The sequence below is a fragment of the Nonomuraea sp. NPDC048881 genome, from assembly GCF_040649795.1.
Lineage (GTDB): Bacteria > Actinomycetota > Actinomycetes > Streptosporangiales > Streptosporangiaceae > Nonomuraea.
In genome coordinates this window covers 38,007-53,900 of the sequence record NZ_JBEZGC010000027.1, presented here as the reverse complement: position 1 = coordinate 53,900, position 15,894 = coordinate 38,007, and the positions used below count along the sequence as shown (strand labels likewise).

16 protein-coding genes are annotated in these 15,894 nt (G+C 73.8%); 7 read left to right on the top strand and 9 right to left on the bottom strand.

From position 1 onward, the window contains the following. Nucleotides 1-21: 21 nt before the first annotated feature. Entirely contained in the window at nucleotides 22-1,038 is a 1,017-nt protein-coding gene (locus AB0C33_RS47035; RefSeq protein ID WP_358301006.1) for a lytic murein transglycosylase, read from the bottom strand. Between the two features lie 152 nt (nucleotides 1,039-1,190). Between AB0C33_RS47035 and AB0C33_RS47030 the strand changes: the two genes are divergently transcribed. Continuing rightward, the gene (locus tag AB0C33_RS47030) at nucleotides 1,191-1,661 is read left to right on the top strand and encodes an STAS domain-containing protein (RefSeq protein WP_358301003.1); all 471 of its coding nucleotides are present in this window, start codon (nucleotides 1,191-1,193) and stop codon (nucleotides 1,659-1,661) included. Nucleotides 1,662-1,699: 38 nt separating this feature from the next. Here AB0C33_RS47030 and AB0C33_RS47025 read toward each other — a convergent pair whose 3' ends face one another. From AB0C33_RS47025 to AB0C33_RS47015, 3 genes are read right to left on the bottom strand one after another with little or no spacing between them, the layout of a single operon-like run. Further along, nucleotides 1,700-2,068 (bottom strand): STAS domain-containing protein, encoded by a 369-nt coding sequence (locus tag AB0C33_RS47025; protein WP_358301000.1) that lies wholly within the window; start codon nucleotides 2,066-2,068, stop codon nucleotides 1,700-1,702. Further along, on the bottom strand, nucleotides 2,065-3,168 hold the full coding sequence (locus tag AB0C33_RS47020; protein ID WP_358300997.1) for a cobalamin B12-binding domain-containing protein: 1,104 nt from the start codon (nucleotides 3,166-3,168) through the stop codon (nucleotides 2,065-2,067). The genes AB0C33_RS47025 and AB0C33_RS47020 overlap by 4 nt, the downstream gene beginning before the upstream one ends. Then, nucleotides 3,165-4,748, bottom strand: a complete 1,584-nt coding sequence (locus tag AB0C33_RS47015; RefSeq protein WP_358300994.1) for a PP2C family protein-serine/threonine phosphatase — start codon at nucleotides 4,746-4,748, stop codon at nucleotides 3,165-3,167. The genes AB0C33_RS47020 and AB0C33_RS47015 overlap by 4 nt, the downstream gene beginning before the upstream one ends. 293 nt (nucleotides 4,749-5,041) lie before the next feature. On the opposite strand from AB0C33_RS47015, the gene AB0C33_RS47010 reads away from it, so the two are divergent. From AB0C33_RS47010 to AB0C33_RS47000, 3 genes are read left to right on the top strand one after another with little or no spacing between them, the layout of a single operon-like run. Beyond that, on the top strand, nucleotides 5,042-5,827 hold the full coding sequence (locus AB0C33_RS47010) for a hypothetical protein (protein ID WP_358300991.1): 786 nt from the start codon (nucleotides 5,042-5,044) through the stop codon (nucleotides 5,825-5,827). Nucleotides 5,828-5,858: 31 nt separating this feature from the next. After that, the gene (locus AB0C33_RS47005) at nucleotides 5,859-6,107 is read left to right on the top strand and encodes a hypothetical protein (RefSeq protein WP_358300988.1); all 249 of its coding nucleotides are present in this window, start codon (nucleotides 5,859-5,861) and stop codon (nucleotides 6,105-6,107) included. A gap of 46 nt (nucleotides 6,108-6,153) precedes the next feature. Then, nucleotides 6,154-7,425: a hypothetical protein gene (locus AB0C33_RS47000; protein WP_358300986.1), complete on the top strand. Its 1,272-nt coding sequence runs from the start codon at nucleotides 6,154-6,156 to the stop codon at nucleotides 7,423-7,425. A 41-nt stretch (nucleotides 7,426-7,466) separates the two neighbouring features. On the opposite strand, the gene AB0C33_RS46995 is transcribed toward AB0C33_RS47000, so the two are convergent. From AB0C33_RS46995 to AB0C33_RS46980, 4 genes are read right to left on the bottom strand one after another with little or no spacing between them, the layout of a single operon-like run. Beyond that, nucleotides 7,467-8,210, bottom strand: a complete 744-nt coding sequence (locus tag AB0C33_RS46995; RefSeq protein WP_358301108.1) for an amino acid ABC transporter ATP-binding protein — start codon at nucleotides 8,208-8,210, stop codon at nucleotides 7,467-7,469. Between the two features lie 29 nt (nucleotides 8,211-8,239). Further along, nucleotides 8,240-9,148, bottom strand: coding sequence for an amino acid ABC transporter permease (locus AB0C33_RS46990; protein WP_358300983.1), 909 nt, complete (start codon nucleotides 9,146-9,148; stop codon nucleotides 8,240-8,242). A gap of 2 nt (nucleotides 9,149-9,150) precedes the next feature. After that, the gene (locus AB0C33_RS46985) at nucleotides 9,151-10,113 is read right to left on the bottom strand and encodes an ABC transporter substrate-binding protein (RefSeq protein ID WP_358300980.1); all 963 of its coding nucleotides are present in this window, start codon (nucleotides 10,111-10,113) and stop codon (nucleotides 9,151-9,153) included. A 14-nt stretch (nucleotides 10,114-10,127) separates the two neighbouring features. After that, the gene (locus AB0C33_RS46980) at nucleotides 10,128-11,690 is read right to left on the bottom strand and encodes an amidohydrolase (protein WP_358300977.1); all 1,563 of its coding nucleotides are present in this window, start codon (nucleotides 11,688-11,690) and stop codon (nucleotides 10,128-10,130) included. Between the two features lie 117 nt (nucleotides 11,691-11,807). Between AB0C33_RS46980 and AB0C33_RS46975 the strand changes: the two genes are divergently transcribed. Both AB0C33_RS46975 and AB0C33_RS46970 read left to right on the top strand, forming a co-directional pair. Continuing rightward, entirely contained in the window at nucleotides 11,808-12,683 is an 876-nt protein-coding gene (locus tag AB0C33_RS46975) for a LysR family transcriptional regulator (protein ID WP_352322122.1), read from the top strand. A 112-nt stretch (nucleotides 12,684-12,795) separates the two neighbouring features. Next, nucleotides 12,796-13,971 carry an amidase gene (locus AB0C33_RS46970; protein ID WP_358300974.1) on the top strand — a complete coding sequence of 392 codons (1,176 nt, stop codon included), beginning with the start codon at nucleotides 12,796-12,798 and terminating at the stop codon, nucleotides 13,969-13,971. A gap of 18 nt (nucleotides 13,972-13,989) precedes the next feature. On the opposite strand, the gene AB0C33_RS46965 is transcribed toward AB0C33_RS46970, so the two are convergent. Continuing rightward, complete coding sequence (locus AB0C33_RS46965) at nucleotides 13,990-15,030, bottom strand: AsnC family transcriptional regulator (protein ID WP_358300972.1); 1,041 nt, start codon at nucleotides 15,028-15,030, stop codon at nucleotides 13,990-13,992. Between the two features lie 111 nt (nucleotides 15,031-15,141). Between AB0C33_RS46965 and AB0C33_RS46960 the strand changes: the two genes are divergently transcribed. Beyond that, complete coding sequence (locus tag AB0C33_RS46960; RefSeq protein ID WP_358300969.1) at nucleotides 15,142-15,852, top strand: amino acid racemase; 711 nt, start codon at nucleotides 15,142-15,144, stop codon at nucleotides 15,850-15,852. Nucleotides 15,853-15,894 lie beyond the last annotated feature (42 nt).

The following is a 15,894-nucleotide window of genomic DNA, read 5'->3' as shown; positions in this document are numbered from 1 at the left end:
CGCAGGCGGTCGGGGACGGGGTTACTTCGGGCCGGTCAGGCGGCGTTCGCCTGCTGTGGTGAGGACGAAGACCTGCCAGTTGTAGTACGCGTAGTACGCGCGCGGGTCGCGGCGCATCTGCCGGGCGTGCAGGAGGACGGCGTCCACGTACGCCCGGGACGGGTTGTAGGCGTGCAGGGCCCGCCGGTAGTCGCGGGGCGCGCCGCTGGCGTGGAGGTAGTTGGCCGCGCCCATGACGGCGTCGCGGGGGTTCTGGACGTCGCCGCCCATCCCGTACGCGCGCCAGGTCGCCGGCATGAACTGCATGGGGCCCTGGGCTCCGGCGTGGCTGTCGGCGCGGACCCGTCCGAACTTGGTCTCGACGAACATCACCGACGCCAGCACCTCCCATTCCACCCCGAAGCGGCGCTCGGCCCGCTTGAAGTGGCCGAGCAGTTCCGCGGCCGGGCGGGCCGCCTGGACCTTGAACACGGCGGACGGCTTGATGGGCCGGGTCAGGGCGAGCAGTTCGCGCAGGGCGCTGACGTTGTCCTTGGCCTGGGCGGCGAGTGCGGCGGGCAGGCGGGCGAAGGCGCGGTCGGCCAGGGCGCGGTGACGGGCGGCGTGGCGGTAGAGGCGCTGCTGGTAGAGGGCCAGAAGTTCGACGTCCCGCGGCGGGGCGCCCGTCGAGGGGCGCCAGCGGTCGATGGCCGCGTTCAGGGCCGTGGTCGTGTCGCGGAGGGCCGTCGCCAGGCGGGCGGGGTCGGTCGGGAGCGGCGCGCCGGGGGCGGGGAGCGCCTGGCCGGCGGAGGCGCCGGCGCTCGCCGTCGCCGACGGGACGGCGTCCGTCGCCTTCGCGGAGGCCGAGGAAGGGGCGGAGGCCGAGGTGGGGGTGGAAGCGGGGGAGGGTGACGAGGGGGCGGCGGTCGTGGCCGTGGCGCCGCATCCGCCCGTCCCGGCGACTGCCGCGCTCACCAGCAGGAGACAGGCGAGCGTACGGCCCCGGCCGGTGCGGGGCTTCGGCGGGCGGGCGCGGAACGGGCGTCGGAGGTCGTCCATGGTCGGCCAACCTACCTGCCTCACGGCTTTGTACCGGACATCTCGCCCCGTATCGCTCCGGTGGGCGGCACTCGGCACCCGGGATGCGTACGCTTCTTCCAAGGCGGCGGCGTGGCCGGGGATCGGCCGGGTAGAAGACGAACCACCGGGAGGTGAGCGGCATCGACGGCGGAGAAGACGAGAAGAGCTGGCGAGGGCCCCGGTTGCGGGCGGAGACGAGACAGGCGGACGGGTGCCTGGTCATGGGGTTGAGCGGGGAGCTCGACTTCATGCAGAAACCCGAGTTCCGGCAATGGGCGCTCGGCGTCGTGGCCGGCGGCCACGACGACGGGAACAGCGGGAACGGTGACAGCGCGGCGCCGATGGTCGTGCTCGACCTCAGGGGCATCGAGTTCTTCGACTCCACCGGGCTGTCCGTCGTCATCGCGCTGTGGCAGCAGGCGCGTGACGCCGGTGGCGATCTGGCGGTGGCCGCGCCGCCGCCGATCTGCGCCAACATGATGCGGCGCACGGGGCTGGCCGACCACATCGCCATGGGCGACACGGTGGCCGCCGCGGTGGCCGGGGCGGCGATCCTGCGCCGCACGAGGCGCGACACGACCGACCAGGCCGCGGCCGGCTGAACCGGCCGGGCCGGATTCCAGCGCGTGGGCGGCGGGTGTCAGTCCTGGGTGAAGGAGTGCTGGGTGACGCCGGCCGGGGCGCCGGTGAGGTGCTCGTACGTGCCGCTGACGTCCAGCAGCCGCTCCAGCACCCGCGGGCGCTGCTCCAGGTGCAGCCGGGTGCCGGCCGTCACGGCGTGCTGGTGGATCATCAGCAGCGCCGACAGGCCGCTGGAGTCGCAGAAGTGCAGGCCGTCGAAGTCGAGGTGCAGGTCGGTCAGGCCGCCGTCGGCGAGCGCGGCGAGCGCTGTGGTCAGGAGCTCTCGCGCCGTGTTGTAGTCCAGGTCGCCGGTGACGGCGACGCGCAGCACACCCGGGTGGGGCGTGGCCTGGACGAGGGTCAGCGGGTCGGGGGCGAAGGCGGTCATGCGATCTTTCCGTGGCCGGGGAGCGGGGTTACGTCGGTCGGGGAGGCCGCGGCGCGCACGGCGTCGCGCCCGTGGGTGATCAGGGCCGAGGCGCGCGGGAAGTCCTCCAGTCGCCTGCCCAGCAGGTCGAGAGCCGGCATCAGCGTACCCGCCGGGACGCCCCGAGCGGTCAGGACGCCGGCCGTCCAGGTGAGGAACCGGGTGAACAGCCCGGGGTCGTCCACGTAGAGCGCGGCGGCCAGGAAGTCGACGATGTGCAGGATGTCCTCGGCGGTGTGCCTGCGTTGCTGCGGGGTGTAGTCCGCCATCGCCGGGACGCGTTCCTCCAGGCCGCCCATGACGTCCCTGACCAGGCTCCGGGCCGACCGGCTGACCATGGTGTACTCCTGGTCGTCCAGGTGCGGCAGGTCGTCCACGGCCTGGCGGGGGGCGACGGGGCGGGGCAGCGGGCCGGCGGCGAGCCGGTCGGCGGCGGCGGCGCCGTCGGCGGCCCAGGCGTCGGCGCCGAGGAGGCGGGCGTAGAGGCCGTCCGGTCCGAACGCGGCGCCGCCGGCCATCACCGGCGTGCCGGTCGCCTGGCAGGCGGTGATGGCGGCGTGGGCGCCGGGCAGCCGGGTGGGGATGGAGCTGGACAGCGCCACCACGTCGCAGGCCGTGCGGTGCAGGTGGGTGATGAGGTGGGGCGTCGGCACCTGCGCGCCGAGGTAGTCGACCCGCCAGCCGCGCAGCCGCAGCACCTCGGCCAGGATGCGGGCGGGCATGGCGTGCCACTCGCCGTCGATGCAGGCGACCGCGATGCGCCCGAGCGCCGGGCCGTTCGCGGCGGCGGCGCGGGCGGCGGGGTGGTGGGCGAGCGCGGCCAGCACCCGCTCGTTGACGGCGGTGGCGGTGTGCTCCTGCGCCACGGTGATCTGGTTGCTCTCCCACTCCTGGCCGACGCGGGCCTGTACGGGGGCGACCACGTCCAGCAGCAGGGTTTCCAGCGAGATGTCCTGGTCGAGCGCGGCGAGCGCGGCGTCCGTGGCGGCGTATTCGTCGCCGGCGACAGCGGCGTCCCAGAGTTTTTCGCGCCAGGCGGAGAGTCCGTCTGCGTGCGTCATGCGGTGAACCTTCCCCGTCCGTGTCCTCCCACCGCGCTCAGATGTGCCCCGCGCGGCGCGGTGATGGCGATGACGGCCATGTCATCGTGATCGCCACCCCCTACCCACTGGGACGACAACATCTCCACACGTTCCGTGATCGCCTCGGGCGGCATGCCGCCGCACTGCCGCAACTCCTCCTGCAGCCGCTCGTCGCCGAACATCTCGTCGCCGAGCGGGCCGCCCATGGCCTCGGTGATGCCGTCGGTGTAGAGCAGGCAGGTCTCGCCGGGTTCGAGGACCACGGTGTCGGTGACGCTCGTGACGCGTTCGAGCATGCCGATGAGGGTGCCCTTGGTGCTGGCCACGTCGACGCGCCCGTCGCCGCGCACGACGAGCGGCGGCGCGTGCCCGGCGCTGGTGACCCGGAGCAGGACGCGGTTGCCGGCCCGCTGGATCGAGGCCAGGACGAGCGTGACGAAGCGGGAGCGGTCGCCGCCCTTGATGAGCACGCCGTTGAGCAGTTCGAGCACGCGCTGGTGGTCGCCGGCCATCGGCAGCAGGGCCTGCAGGGTGTGCCGGATCTTGCCGGTGAGCACGGCGGCCTCCAGGCCCTTGCCGGCCACGTCGCCGAGCACCACCAGCGACTCCTGGCCGGCCTCGGCGGGCGGGTGGAGGTCGTAGAAGTCGCCGCCGACGCGGGCGGTGTGCTCCGAGGGACGGTAGCGGGCGGCGACCTCGACGCCGTGCAGGCTCCGCGCGCGGGGCGGCAGGAGCTCGCGCATGAGGGTGTCGGTGATGTCGGCCTGCTCGGCGTACAGGCGGGCGGCGGACATGGCGGCCCCCGCGCGGGCCGCGAACAGCCGCGCGAAGACCTCCTCGCCGTCGGAGAAGCTGGCCTGGCCGCTGCCGCGCAGCAGCACGAGCGCCCCGGCCGGGACGCCGTGACCGGGCAGCGCGGTCACCACCATCGAGCCGATCTCGTTGAGCCCGTCGCGGGCCAGCCAGCCGGGGGCGGTGGCGGGGTCGATCCAGCGGGAGGGCAGCGGCGGGTAGCCCTGCAACGCCTCGGCGAGACCCGGCACGGCCTCGGGATCGACGGCCAGCTCCTCGCGGACGACCACGCCGTCCGGCCCGCAGTACGCGATGGGGTGCCGGCGCCGGTAGGGCGGCAGGATGACCAGCGCGGCGTCGGCCAGGTGGCGGGCGGCCAGCCGGGCGGTCACCTCCAGGCAGCGGTCGAGGTTGAGCGAGGACAGCAGTTCGCTGGAGGCCTTGTCGAGGAACGACGTCCGCTCGCGTTCGAGGTGCAGGGCCTGGGTGGCGCGGTCGAGGTCGGTGGTGTCGGCCAGCCACCAGGCGATCGCGTCGCCGTCGCGGACCGGACGCGCCTCGAACGTGGCCGCCCCGATGGAACCGCGCACACCCTCGGGAAGAACGGTGTCGGAGGGAGTGACGTCAGGGAGAAGGGTTGCGGCGGCGTGGGCGTGGGAGAGCCAGGCGGGAGCGCTGTCCGCCAGCGCCGCGCCGGGGACCGCACCGGGCAGCAGCCGCAGCGCCGCGTCGTTGGCCTGGGCGATGACACCTGCGGTGTCCACCACCAGAACCGGGTAGGGGGCGCCACGCCACACGGCCCCGGTTTCGTCCTGCCCCAGACTGCTCGTCAGACCTCTCAAAACAACGAGCCCGCCGCGACGGGCTCTGCCTCCCTGAATCATGGTTGCTTGTGCACCTTCTTCTCTCCACTGTAGCCGAGGCTCGCCCACCACCCCAGCCGCGGACGGCCTGGCCGGGCGCCCCCGACCGGCCGTCTCCAGTGGTTTCCAGTCGTTTCCAAGGAGCCGCGGCCAGGGTCTGACCGGTCAGCAGAACGCACTCGGCGGACGGGGAGAAGATGGGCGAGACGAGGACCCGGTCGGTTCTGGGCAGGACGGGGGCGACGCTCGTCCTGGCGGCGGTGCTCGGGTGCGCGCCGGGCCCCGCCGACGCGGCGGACGCGACCGTCGGCGCGGCGGCGTACGTGGTGCGTGGCAAGGTGGTGAACTCGGCCGGCCGGCCGGTCCAGGGCGCCAAGGTCGTGGTGAAGGACCGGCGTTACTACAACAGCGACATCGTGCTGCACAGCGACGGCAACGGCCTCTACCGCGCGCAACTGCCGCGCGAGCCGTCGTCCTGGCTGGTCAGCGCCTCGGTGACGCGGCAGTTCCACGGCCGGCAGTACACCTTCGACCTGGAGCCGTCCTCGACCGGTTCCGTCCGGGCGAGCGCCGGCGGGGTGCGGAACTTCACCTGGCGCGTCACCGGCAGGCGCCCCGGCGCCGACGGGCGCTACTACGGCGGCCTGGTCGCCACGAACCTCTGGTTCGACAACCTTCCGGAGGACGTCGACCAGCAGAACGTCCGGCTGACGATGACCCCGGTCGGCCCGCTGATCGACGGCAGCGACGGCAAGGTCGTCTCCGGCCGCACGCCGGTCTACACGGACAGCGGCTGGGCGGTGGTCGACGTGCCCCTGGGCCGGTACCGCATCACCGCGACCTACCGCTCGGCCACCGGCGGCAAGGTCTACCCGCTCCAGGTCAAGCTGACCGGCTCCGCCGCCTTCGGCCCGCAAGTCACCGCCGACTTCGAGCAGAGCGGGACCAACCAGCGGATCAGGCTGGAGGTCAGGTTCGGCTGAACCGGCCGAGCCGCGGAGAACCTCGATGGACATGGACGACGACCCGGAGCCGGGTGCCGCCGCGACTTCGCGGTCCCGCGCGCGGGTGGCCGCGGGCCTGCTGGTCCTGGCGGCGGTCGCGGTGGCCGGCGCCCTGGTCGGCGGCCTCGGGCACTACGTGCTGCTCGACCGGCCGGTCCTGCTGGGGACGCTGGCGGCGAGCCTGGTCGTCGTCTCCGGGGCGCTCGCCTTCGGCGGCGGGCCGCGCGCGCCCGTCGTCGCGCGCGGCGCACCGATATAATGATCATGCATCCCGGCGGGCAGGCGCCCCCGGGATCTTGCTTTTCATGCCCTCCACACCTCATCGCACGCTGCTCGCCGCGGCCGTCCCGCTCTTGCTGTCCATGAGCGCCGGGATCGTCGCCCAGCTCGTCACCACCTCCCTCCTCGGCCGCCAGGCCACGGCTCAACTGGCGGCCTTCGCGCTGGTCAACGCGGTGCTCACCCCCGTGACGGCCGCGGTGTCGGGTGGCCTGCGGGGGATGGCGCCGTTCGTCGCCGCCTGCCGGGATCGTCCGGCGGAGGCGCTGCTCGTCCTGAAGGACGCCCGGTGGCTCACCGCCGGTCTCGGCACGGCCGGCGCGGGGGTCATGCTCGGCGTCCCGGTGATCGCGCGGATCGGCGGGGCGCCCGGCGAGGTGGTGGCCGAGTTCGGGGCGTTGCCGCCGCTGCTGGCGCTCCAGGTGCTGCTCTACTCGGCGGGCAGCGGCGCCGGCGGCGTGCTGGTCGCGCTCGGACGCAGCCGCCTGGTGCTCTGGGCCGGCCTGTCGAGCACGGCCACCGGGGTGGCGCTGCATCTCGTCCTGGTGCCGCGGATGGGCGTCCAGGGCAGCGGGGTGGCGCTGGTGGCGTCCACCGCCGTGGCCGTCGCCGTGTCCAACACGCTGCTGCTGCGCCTGCCCGAGCTGGCCGGGCGGTCGTCGTGGCCGGGCCGCCCGCGGTGGCGGGAGATCCTGCGGATGGCGCGGGTGGGCGTCCCGATGTCGGCCACGCTCGTCGTGAAGTTCGCGGTCATGGGCGGGGTGACGTACGCCGCCGCGCGGACCGGGGCGCAGGGGGCGGCCGCGCACGCCATCCTGCTGTCGCTGCACGGATTCCTCGGGCTGGCCGCCGTCGCGGTCGCCCAGGCCGCGACGCCGGAGATCGCCAGGGCGGCCCTGCCGGGCGAGGCCCGCCGGCTGAACCGGGCGGCCCTGACGATCGCCGTCGCCGGAGTGCTGGCGGGCGGGCTGGTGCTGGTCCTGCTGGGGGAGGCGGTGCTCGGGCTGTTCACCTCGGACGCCGCCGTGCTCGCCGTCGCCGTCGGCCTGGTGCCGTTGTCGGTGGCGTACGCCCTGGCCGACCACTGCGCGATCGTGATGTCGGCCGGGCTGACGGCGCTCAGGCGGTCGTCCTGGACGCTGGGGTCGGCCGTCCTGGGGAACGGCTTGCTGGCGTCCGTGGCGGGGCCGGCGGCGGGGGCGTGGGGGCTGCGGGGCCTGTGGCTGGCGTTGATGGCCGGTTCGCTGCTCGTCCTCGTGACGCAGACGGCCGGTTTCCTGCGCTTCAGCGCGCGCTAGAAGGGGAGGAAGGGGGCTCCGGCGGGCGGAGCCCCCTCGCGTCAGGTGCGGTCCTGGGTCAGGACGCTGGACAGGAACGCCCTGGTCCGCTCGTGCCCCGGGTTGGCCAGCAGCTCGGCCGGCGGGCCGCTCTCGACCACGACCCCGTCGGCGAAGAAGGCCAGCCGGTCGCCGACCTCCCTGGCGAAGGCGATCTCGTGGGTGACCACGACCATGGTCATGCCGTCGGCGGCCAGGCCGCGCATGACCTCCAGCACCTCGTCCACCAGCTCGGGGTCGAGCGCGGACGTGGGCTCGTCGAACAGCATCAGCTCCGGGCTCATCGCCAGCGCCCTGGCGATGGCGACCCGCTGCTGCTGGCCGCCGGAGAGCTGGTGGGGCCGCTTGTGCGCGTGCGCGGCCAGGCCGACGCGCTCCAGGTGCTCCATCGCGGTCGCCCGCGCCCGCTCCGCCGAGACCCCGAGGACGTGGACGGGGGCGCAGGCCACGTTCTCCAGGGCGCTCTGGTGGGCGAACAGGTTGAACCGCTGGAACACCATGCCGATCCGGCGGCGGAAGACGGCGAACTCCTTGGGCGTCCAGGGCCGGTAGCGGCCCTCGCGCAGGCTGTGCCCGACCTCCTCGCCGAGCACCCGCAGGCTGCCGCCGAGCACCGGCTCCAGCCCGTTGACGCAGCGCAGGAAGGTCGACTTGCCCGATCCGGACGGCCCGATCACGCAGCTCACCTCGCCCGGCGCGACGGTGAAGTCGACGCCGTTGAGCACCTGCGTGTCGCCGAAGCCCATGCGCACGCCCGTGGCGTGCACGACGGGGCTCACGCCGCCGCCTTCGGCAGGATCCGGGCCGCGAGCCCGCCGCCGCGGACCAGCCGTACGGCCTCGGAGCCGAACCGGCGTTCCAGGCGGCCCTGGAGGAAGGTCGCGACGGCGGTCATCAGCATGTACCACAGGCTCGCCACGATGAGCAGCTCCATGATCAGGTTGTTGGCCTTGTAGATCTGGCTGGCGTTGGTCATCAGGTCGTGCCCGGCCACCACGTAGACCAGCGAGGTGGTCTTCAGCATGGAGATGAACTCGTTGCCGGTGGGCGGGATGATGATCCGCAGCGCCTGCGGCAGCACGATCACGCGCATGCGCTTGGCCGGGGTCATGCCCAGCGCGTACGCGGCCTCGGTCTGGCCGTGGTCGACGGCCTGGATCCCGGCCCGCACGGTCTCGGCGAAGTACGCCGCCAGGTTCAGCCCGAGCCCCAGCATGGCCGAGGTGAACCCGGTCATCACCTCGTTGGTGTCCCACTTGACGCCGATCATGGTGAACGGCACCTTGAGCACCAGCTCGGGGAACAGGAACGCCAGGTTGTACCAGAAGATGAGCTGCACCAGCACCGGCGTGCCGCGGAAGAACCAGATGTAGAGCGTGGCCAGCCCGCTGAGCACCGGGTTGTGCGACAGCCGCATGATCGCCACGGCGACGCCGAGCACCAGCCCCAGCACGGTCGCCAGCACCGAGATCTCGATGGTGACCCAGACCCCGGCCAGGATGCGGTCGTTGAACAGGTATTCGGCGACCTTGCCCCAGTCGAGGCGCGGGTTCACCACGACCAGGTAGACCAGCCAGCCGGCGATCGCGGTCACGACGGCCGCGGCCACCAGGCGGCCCCAGTGGCGCGTCCTGGCGACCGGGACGTGCTCCCCGGACGGCCCGGTGAAGGGTTCCGTGCGCATGGTCACTTACCGCCGTTGACGACAGCGGACTGGACGGCCAGCTTGTCCAGGTTCCACGCCTTCAGCAGCTTGGCGTACTCGCCGCCGGTGATGAGGGAGTCGAGCGCGCCCTTCACCGAGTCGACGAGCTCCTTGTCGTCGGGCTTCATGCCGATGCCCCACGGGCTCTCGGTGCCCTCCAGGGCCATCGCCTCGACCTCCAGTTTGGAGTCGGCGGCCTTGCTGGCCGCCACCACGTAGTCGGTGATGGTGGCCTGCGCCCGCCCGCCGGTGACCTGGATCAGGGCCTCCTGGTCGCCGGGGAACTTCAGGATGTTCACGGCCGTCTTGCCGGCCTTCTTGCAGTCGGCGTCGTACTCCTCGGCCAGCTCCATGGACGAGCCGTTGTCGACGACGGACACCGTCTTGCCGCACAGGTCGGCCGGGCCGCCGATCTTGGCCGGGTTGCCCTTCTTGACCAGCAGACCGGCGCCGGCCTGCACGTAGTCCACGAACGTGACCTGCTTCTGCCGGTCCGGCGTGTCGCTCATCGAGGAGATGACGAAGTCGTAGCGGCCGGTGAGCACGCCGGGGATCTGGGAGTTGAACTCCTCGTCGGAGATGGTCACCTTGGCGCCGAGCTTCCTGGCGATGGCCCTGGCCAGCGCCGGGTCGAAGCCGATCGCCGTCTTGCCGTCGCTCGCGTACAGCTCCATGGGCGGGTAGCCGACGGACGTGACGACCTTCAGGCCCTGCGTCTTCAGGCGGGCGGGCGCCTTGGCGGCGAGAGCCTGGTCCGGGGTGATGGCGTTGATCACGTCGGCCGCCTTCTCCTCGGTGGGGGCCTGGTCGAGCGTGACCGCCGCCGCGCCGCCGTCCGCGGGGGCCGCGGCGTCGCCGCCGCCGTCCAGGGACTGGGCGCCGCAGGCGGTGGTGGCGGCCAGCAGCGCGCCGGCGGCGAGGGCGGAGAGAGTGCGGATGTTCACGAGGGGGTGCTCCTTCAGGATCGCTGCCAGCGGACTTCGCCGCCGACGACGGTGGTGAGGACCTGGGTGCGCAGCACCGCCTCCGGCGGCTCCAGGTACGGGTCGGTGTCCACGGCGATGAAGTCGGCGAGCATGCCGGGCGCGAGCACGCCCTTGCGGTCCTGCTCGCCGGCCGCGTACGCGGCGCCGAGGGTGTGCGCGGTGATCGCCTCGGCCATGCTCAGCCGCTGCTCGGGCTGCCAGCCGCCGGCGGGCGTGCCGTCCTGCCGGGTACGGGTGACCGCGGCGTACAGTGCGGCCCACGGATCGGGGCTCTCCACCGGCGCGTCGGAGCCGAAGGCCAGCGCGACCCCGGCGTTGAGCATGCCTCGCCAGGCATAGGAGGCCAGGTCGTGGCCGGCGAGCAGCGAGTCCACCAGGGCGATGTCGGTGGTGCAGTGCACCGGCTGCATCGAGGCGACGACGCCCAGCCTGGCCATCCTGGTCAGGTCCTGGGGGCGCAGGTGCTGGGCGTGCTCGATGCGGTGCCGCAGGCCGGCGGTGGTCCCGATCGCCTCGTAGGCGTCGAGGACCAGCCGGTTGGCGCGGTCGCCGATGGCGTGCGTGGCGACCGCGATGCCGGCCGCCGCCGCCTTGCTGAAGATCCGTACGAGGTCTTCGTACGGGGTGACCGCGATGCCGGTGTTGTCGTGCTCACCGGCGAACGCCTGATGCATATGGCAGGTGTGCGAGCCGAGCGCGCCGTCGCTGAACACCTTGACCGGCCCGGTGCGGACCCAGTCGTCGCCCTGGCCGGTACGGCGGCCCTCGGCGATGGCGGCCTCCAGGGCGACCGTGGGGATCGCCTTGTGCACGCGGATCTTCAGCTCGCCGGCGTCGCGCAGCTCCAGGTAGGCGGCCCGGCAGTCCTCGCCGTCGATGTCGTGCACGCTGGTCAGCCCGAACGACAGCAGCTCCTCCTGGCCGGCGCGCAGCAGGTCGCGCAGGTCGCCGGAGACCATGAGGGCGCGCAGCGGGTAGGAGGCGGACTCGCGCAGGATGCCGGTGGGCTCCCCGTACGCGTCCCTGACGATCTCGCCGCCGACCGGGTCGGGGGTGGAGGCGTCGATCCCGGCCATCCGCAGGGCGGCGGAGTTGGCCCAGACGGTGTGGCCGTCGACGTTGGGCAGCGCCACCGGCAGGTCGGGGCAGACCGAGTCGAGGGCCTTGCGGTCGGGCTGGACCGGCGGGTTCCAGATGTTGCTGTTCCACCGGCCGCCGAACAGCCAGGCGCCCGGCCGCAGGGTCGCCGCGTGCGCTGCCACCTTGGCCAGGGCCTCGTCCAGGGAGCGCACGTCGCGCAGGTCGACCGCGCCGAGGCTCTGGGCGTACTGGGCCGTGTGGATGTGGGCGTCGTACAGGCCGGGCAACACGGCGGCGCCGTCGAGGTCCACCAGCTCGGCTCCCGGGCCCGCCGCCGCGCGCACGTCGGCCTCGGTTCCGACGGCGACGATCAGCTCGCCGTCCACGGCCATGGCCTGGGCGGCGGGGGCGCCGTTGGTGCCGGTGCGAATGGTGGCGTTGCGGTATACGCGCATGTCATGGATCTCTCAGGGGTTTCGGGTGGGGTGGTGCGGCTCACTGTAGAAGTGGCGGAAAGAAGTAGGAAGCGATATAAACACGACATTTAGCAGCGCTGAGAGCAAGGAACGCTTATGCTCAAGCCAGAACATCTGCGCACACTGCGTGAGGTCGTGCGTCTGGGGTCGTTCGCGGCGGCGGCGAACCGGCTCGGTTACACCTCCTCGGCCGTCTCCCAGCAGATGGCCGCGCTGGAACGGGAGACCGGCGTGCGGCTGTTCGACCGCTTCGCCCACAGCGTGCTGCCGACCAGCGCGGCGGAGGTGCTGGCCAGGCAGGCCGAGACCGTGCTGGCCGACATCGAGCGCATGGTGGCCACCGTCCAGGCGGTGCACCGCAACAGCGAGCCGCAGATCCGGCTCGGGCTGTTCCCCAGCTTCACCGGCGTGCTGGCCGACGTCATGCGGCGGATGGAGCCGGAGGACCGGGCCGGGATCCGGCTGTCGGTCGCCGAGTCGTCGCAGCTCATCGCCCGTCTGGGCAGCGGCGGCGAGATGGACGCCGCGGTGGTCTACCAGGTCGGCAACACCGGGCTGTCGTGGCCGTCGGTGCTGACCAGGCGGTGGATCGCCGAGGACCGGTACCGGCTCGTCCTGCCCAGGCTCTGGCCGGACCTGTCGCCGTACCGGGCCGAGCAGCTCGTGGACCTGCCGTGGATCATGCACCATCCGGCCAGCAGCGACGCCACCCTGTTCGAGGCCCTGTTCGCCCACTGGAGCCTGCACCCGCGGGTGGTCTGCCACTCCGACGACTTCAAGATCACCCTGTCGCTGATCGGCGCCGGCGTCGGCGCGGCCCTCATCCCCGACCTCGCGCTGCGCGGCCACGGCGAGGACGTCGTGGTGGTCGACGTGCCGTGGCTCAACATCAGCCGCAGCATCTTCACACTGGTCCACCCCGACCGCGAGACCGCCCGCCTGCAATGGCTGCTGGACGAGCTGACCGTCTGAACCGGCTCTCGACGCGGCCGGGGCCCATCTGCCAGCATGTGCCGGATCATCCCCCCGGGCCGCGGCCACCTGGCGTCGCCGTGCCCGCGCAAGGCTAAGGAGATCTTCCACCGTGGAACGCGAGGCGGCGATCGCCCAGTCCGCCGAGGCAATCCGCCTCCACAGCGGGCACCACATCCTCATCGAGGCCGGCCCCGAGCCCGTCCTCGACCGCCTCGGGCGCGACGACCGCCGCACGCCGGACGGCCCCCTGCGGAACTGGACGTACGTCGTCAAGGACATGATCGACGTGGCCGGCCTGCCCACCACCCGCGGCTCCGCCCTGTACGGCGCCGAACCGGCCCTGGCCGACGCCCGCTGCGTCGAGCTGCTGGACGCGGCCGGCGCGCTGCTGGTCGGCAAGGCGAACCAGCACGAGTTCGCCTGGGGCGTGACCAGCGAGAACCCGCACTGGGGCGACGTGGGCAACCCGCGCCACCCGCACCTGACCCCCGGCGGTTCGAGCGGCGGCACCGCCGCGGCGCTCGCCGCCGGGATCGCCCGGTTCGGGCTCGGCACCGACACCGGCGGCTCGGTGCGCATGCCCGCGGCCTGCTGCGGCGTGGTGGGCCTGCGCCCCCGCTCGGGGGCCGTGCCCGCCGCCGGGGTGGCGCCGCTCGCGCCGTCCTTCGACGTGGTCGGCCCGATGACCACCTCGGTCGCCGACTGCGCCCGCGTCTGGCAGGCGCTGACCGGCGAGGCCGTCGAGCCGCCCGACTCGCTGGCCGGGCTGGTCGTGGGCGTCGCGGAGGGCTGCGACCAGGCCGGGGACTTCGCCGAGCTGGGCGCGCGGCTGCGCGAGGCGGCCCTGCCCGCCGAGGTGCTGGAGCCGTACTGGACGATCGTGGGCGCGCAGGCGCGCCGGACGCACGAGGGCACCTTCCCCGAGTGCGCCGCCCGCTACAGCCCCGGGGTACGGGCCAAGCTGGCCGCCGCGGGCGGCGTCGGCCACGAGGAGTACCGGCGGGCCGTCGAGCGGCTGGCGGCGCTGCGGGCCGCGTTCGCGGCCGCCATCGAGGGCATCGACCTGCTGGTCATGCCGACGCTCGGCGCCCCCGCGCCCCGGGTCGGCTGCGACGAGGCCCGGGTGCGCGGCGAGGTCGGCCGGATCACCGCGACGGTGTCGGCGCTCGGCCTGCCCGCCCTGGCCGTCGGCGACCTGCAGCTCGTCGCCACGAGCGAGGCCGCCGTGCTGCGGGCGGGGCTGTGCAGGGAGGCCCGCGGCGGGACGATCCCCGAGCCGCGCTGACCCCCGAGGATCCGCTGGTCAGGCCCCCCGGGGCAGGCTCCACGGATCCACCGGCACCACCTCGGCGCACCGGCCGTACGGGTCGAGCAGCCGCCCGTACAGCTTCGACTGGCGCAGCACGATCTGCCGGTCGGCCACGGTCACGTGCGGGAAGCGCTCCTCCAGCCGCACCACCAGCGGATGCAGGTCGGCCACGCCGTGCAGGCCCACCGTCAGCAGCATGTTCCGCGGCCCGGCGAGCGCCGCGCAGGTACGCGTCTCCGGCCAGCCGAGCAGCGCCCGGCCGGTCTCCTCCAGCAGCGCGTCGGGCATCCGCAGCCACAGCAGCGCGGCCGAGTGCCAGCCCGCGTGCGAACGTGCCAGATCGCAGCGGAAGTCGAGGTCGCCGGCGGCCACCAGCCTGGTCAGCCGGCGCTGCACCGTGCGCTCGGACGTGCCCACCGCCCTGGCCAGCTCGGCGTAGGGCGCGCGGCCGTCGGGCAGCAGGGCGGTGAACAGCCGCCGATCGATCTCGTCCATCTCCCTGGTCGACTCCGGCGCGGCCGGCCGCCTGGACAGGGCGGCCGCGGTGCGCGGCGGCAGCACCCGCAGCCGCCACCGGCACGACGCCTCGAACACCCGCGTGGCGACGTGCGTGCGGACCTTGGCCACGCCCGGCACCCGGGGCAGCGCGGTGAGCACGTGGTCGGCCAGAGCCGGCATCGACGGGGCCACGGCGATCACGAACAGGTCGTGCCCGGCGGCGACGTGCTGGACGGTGATCAGATGCCGCTCCCGCGCCAGCGTCGCCGCCACCTCGGCCGCCGCGCCGGCCGCGCAGTCGATCTCCAGGAACGCCATGCTCAGCGCGTGCATCTGGCGGGGGCCGAGGGCGACCGTGGTCCACGCCTCGCCGGTGCTCGTGAGCCGCTGCCAGCGCCGCGCCGCCGTCACCGGGTCGGCCCCGACGGCCGCCCCCACCTCCACCCAGCTCGCCCGCGGGCTGATCTGCAGGGCGTCGATGAGCTCAAGGTCGGACTCGGCCAGCAACGAGGGCGGCTCCACGCCGGAATTCTGCACTGACCCTCCCCTGATGTCCGATTGCTGCGTTCCAGCGGTCGGGACACCCTATACCGGGATCCTGGGCCCCGACCGCCGTCAGGCGCAGCCACCGGAAAGGGAGACCCGCGGATGACCTCGCTCGGCCGGGCCAGGATGGTCGGCGTGCTGGGCGGCATGGGCCCGGCCGCCACCGTCGACTTCTACGGCAAGCTCGTGGAGGAGACCGCTGCCACCAGCGACCAGGAGCACGTGCCGGTCGTCATCTGGGGCGACCCCCGCGTCCCCGACCGGTCGACGAGCCTGCTCGGGCAGGGCGAGGACCCGACCCCGCAGTTGCGGCGCGGCATCGGGGCGCTCAGAGGGGCCGGGTGTGAGCTGCTGGCGGTGCCGTGCAACACCGCGCACGCGTTCGTGCCGCGCCTGGCCGAGGAGGCCGGGCTGGAGCTGGTCAGCATCGTCGAGGTCACCGCCGCCGCCCTCGCCGCCGACGGCGTGCGCGCCGCCGGGCTGCTGGCCACCACCGGCACGCTCCGCGCCGACCTGTACGGCCCCGCGCTGCGCCGGCACGGCGTGACCCCGATCGAGCCGGACGAGCCCGGCCAGCGCGAGGTCATGGCCGCCATCGCCGCCGTCAAGGGCGGCCGCGCCGGCCGCGAGCACGCCGACGCGCTGGCCGCGCAGGCCCGCTCGATGGCCGCGCGCGGCGCGCGGCGCGTGGTGGCCGCGTGCACGGAGGTGCTGCTCGCCCTGGACCCCGCCACGGTCCCGGTCCCCGTCGTGGACCCCGCCCGCCTGCTGGCCCGCGAGGTCGTCCGGGTGGCGCTGGCCGCGCGCGCCTGAGCCACTTCTGTCACTTCCGCCTCTCAAGTCACATCCAAGCCA

What these genes read in the sequence shown, in the direction of transcription:
- AB0C33_RS47020 (WP_358300997.1), bottom strand. Translation starts at nt 3,168, where the DNA reads ATGACGCACGCAGACGGACTCTCCGCCTGGCGCGAAAAACTCTGGGAC.
- AB0C33_RS47010 (WP_358300991.1), top strand. Translation starts at nt 5,042, where the DNA reads ATGGGCGAGACGAGGACCCGGTCGGTTCTGGGCAGGACGGGGGCGACG.
- AB0C33_RS46990 (WP_358300983.1), bottom strand. Translation starts at nt 9,148, where the DNA reads ATGCGCACGGAACCCTTCACCGGGCCGTCCGGGGAGCACGTCCCGGTC.
- AB0C33_RS46980 (WP_358300977.1), bottom strand. Translation starts at nt 11,690, where the DNA reads ATGCGCGTATACCGCAACGCCACCATTCGCACCGGCACCAACGGCGCC.
- AB0C33_RS46960 (WP_358300969.1), top strand. Translation starts at nt 15,142, where the DNA reads ATGACCTCGCTCGGCCGGGCCAGGATGGTCGGCGTGCTGGGCGGCATG.
- AB0C33_RS46975 (WP_352322122.1), top strand. Translation starts at nt 11,808, where the DNA reads ATGCTCAAGCCAGAACATCTGCGCACACTGCGTGAGGTCGTGCGTCTG.
- AB0C33_RS47035 (WP_358301006.1), bottom strand. Translation starts at nt 1,038, where the DNA reads ATGGACGACCTCCGACGCCCGTTCCGCGCCCGCCCGCCGAAGCCCCGC.
- AB0C33_RS47000 (WP_358300986.1), top strand. Translation starts at nt 6,154, where the DNA reads ATGCCCTCCACACCTCATCGCACGCTGCTCGCCGCGGCCGTCCCGCTC.
- AB0C33_RS46995 (WP_358301108.1), bottom strand. Translation starts at nt 8,210, where the DNA reads ATGGGCTTCGGCGACACGCAGGTGCTCAACGGCGTCGACTTCACCGTC.
- AB0C33_RS47025 (WP_358301000.1), bottom strand. Translation starts at nt 2,068, where the DNA reads ATGACCGCCTTCGCCCCCGACCCGCTGACCCTCGTCCAGGCCACGCCC.
- AB0C33_RS47005 (WP_358300988.1), top strand. Translation starts at nt 5,859, where the DNA reads ATGGACGACGACCCGGAGCCGGGTGCCGCCGCGACTTCGCGGTCCCGC.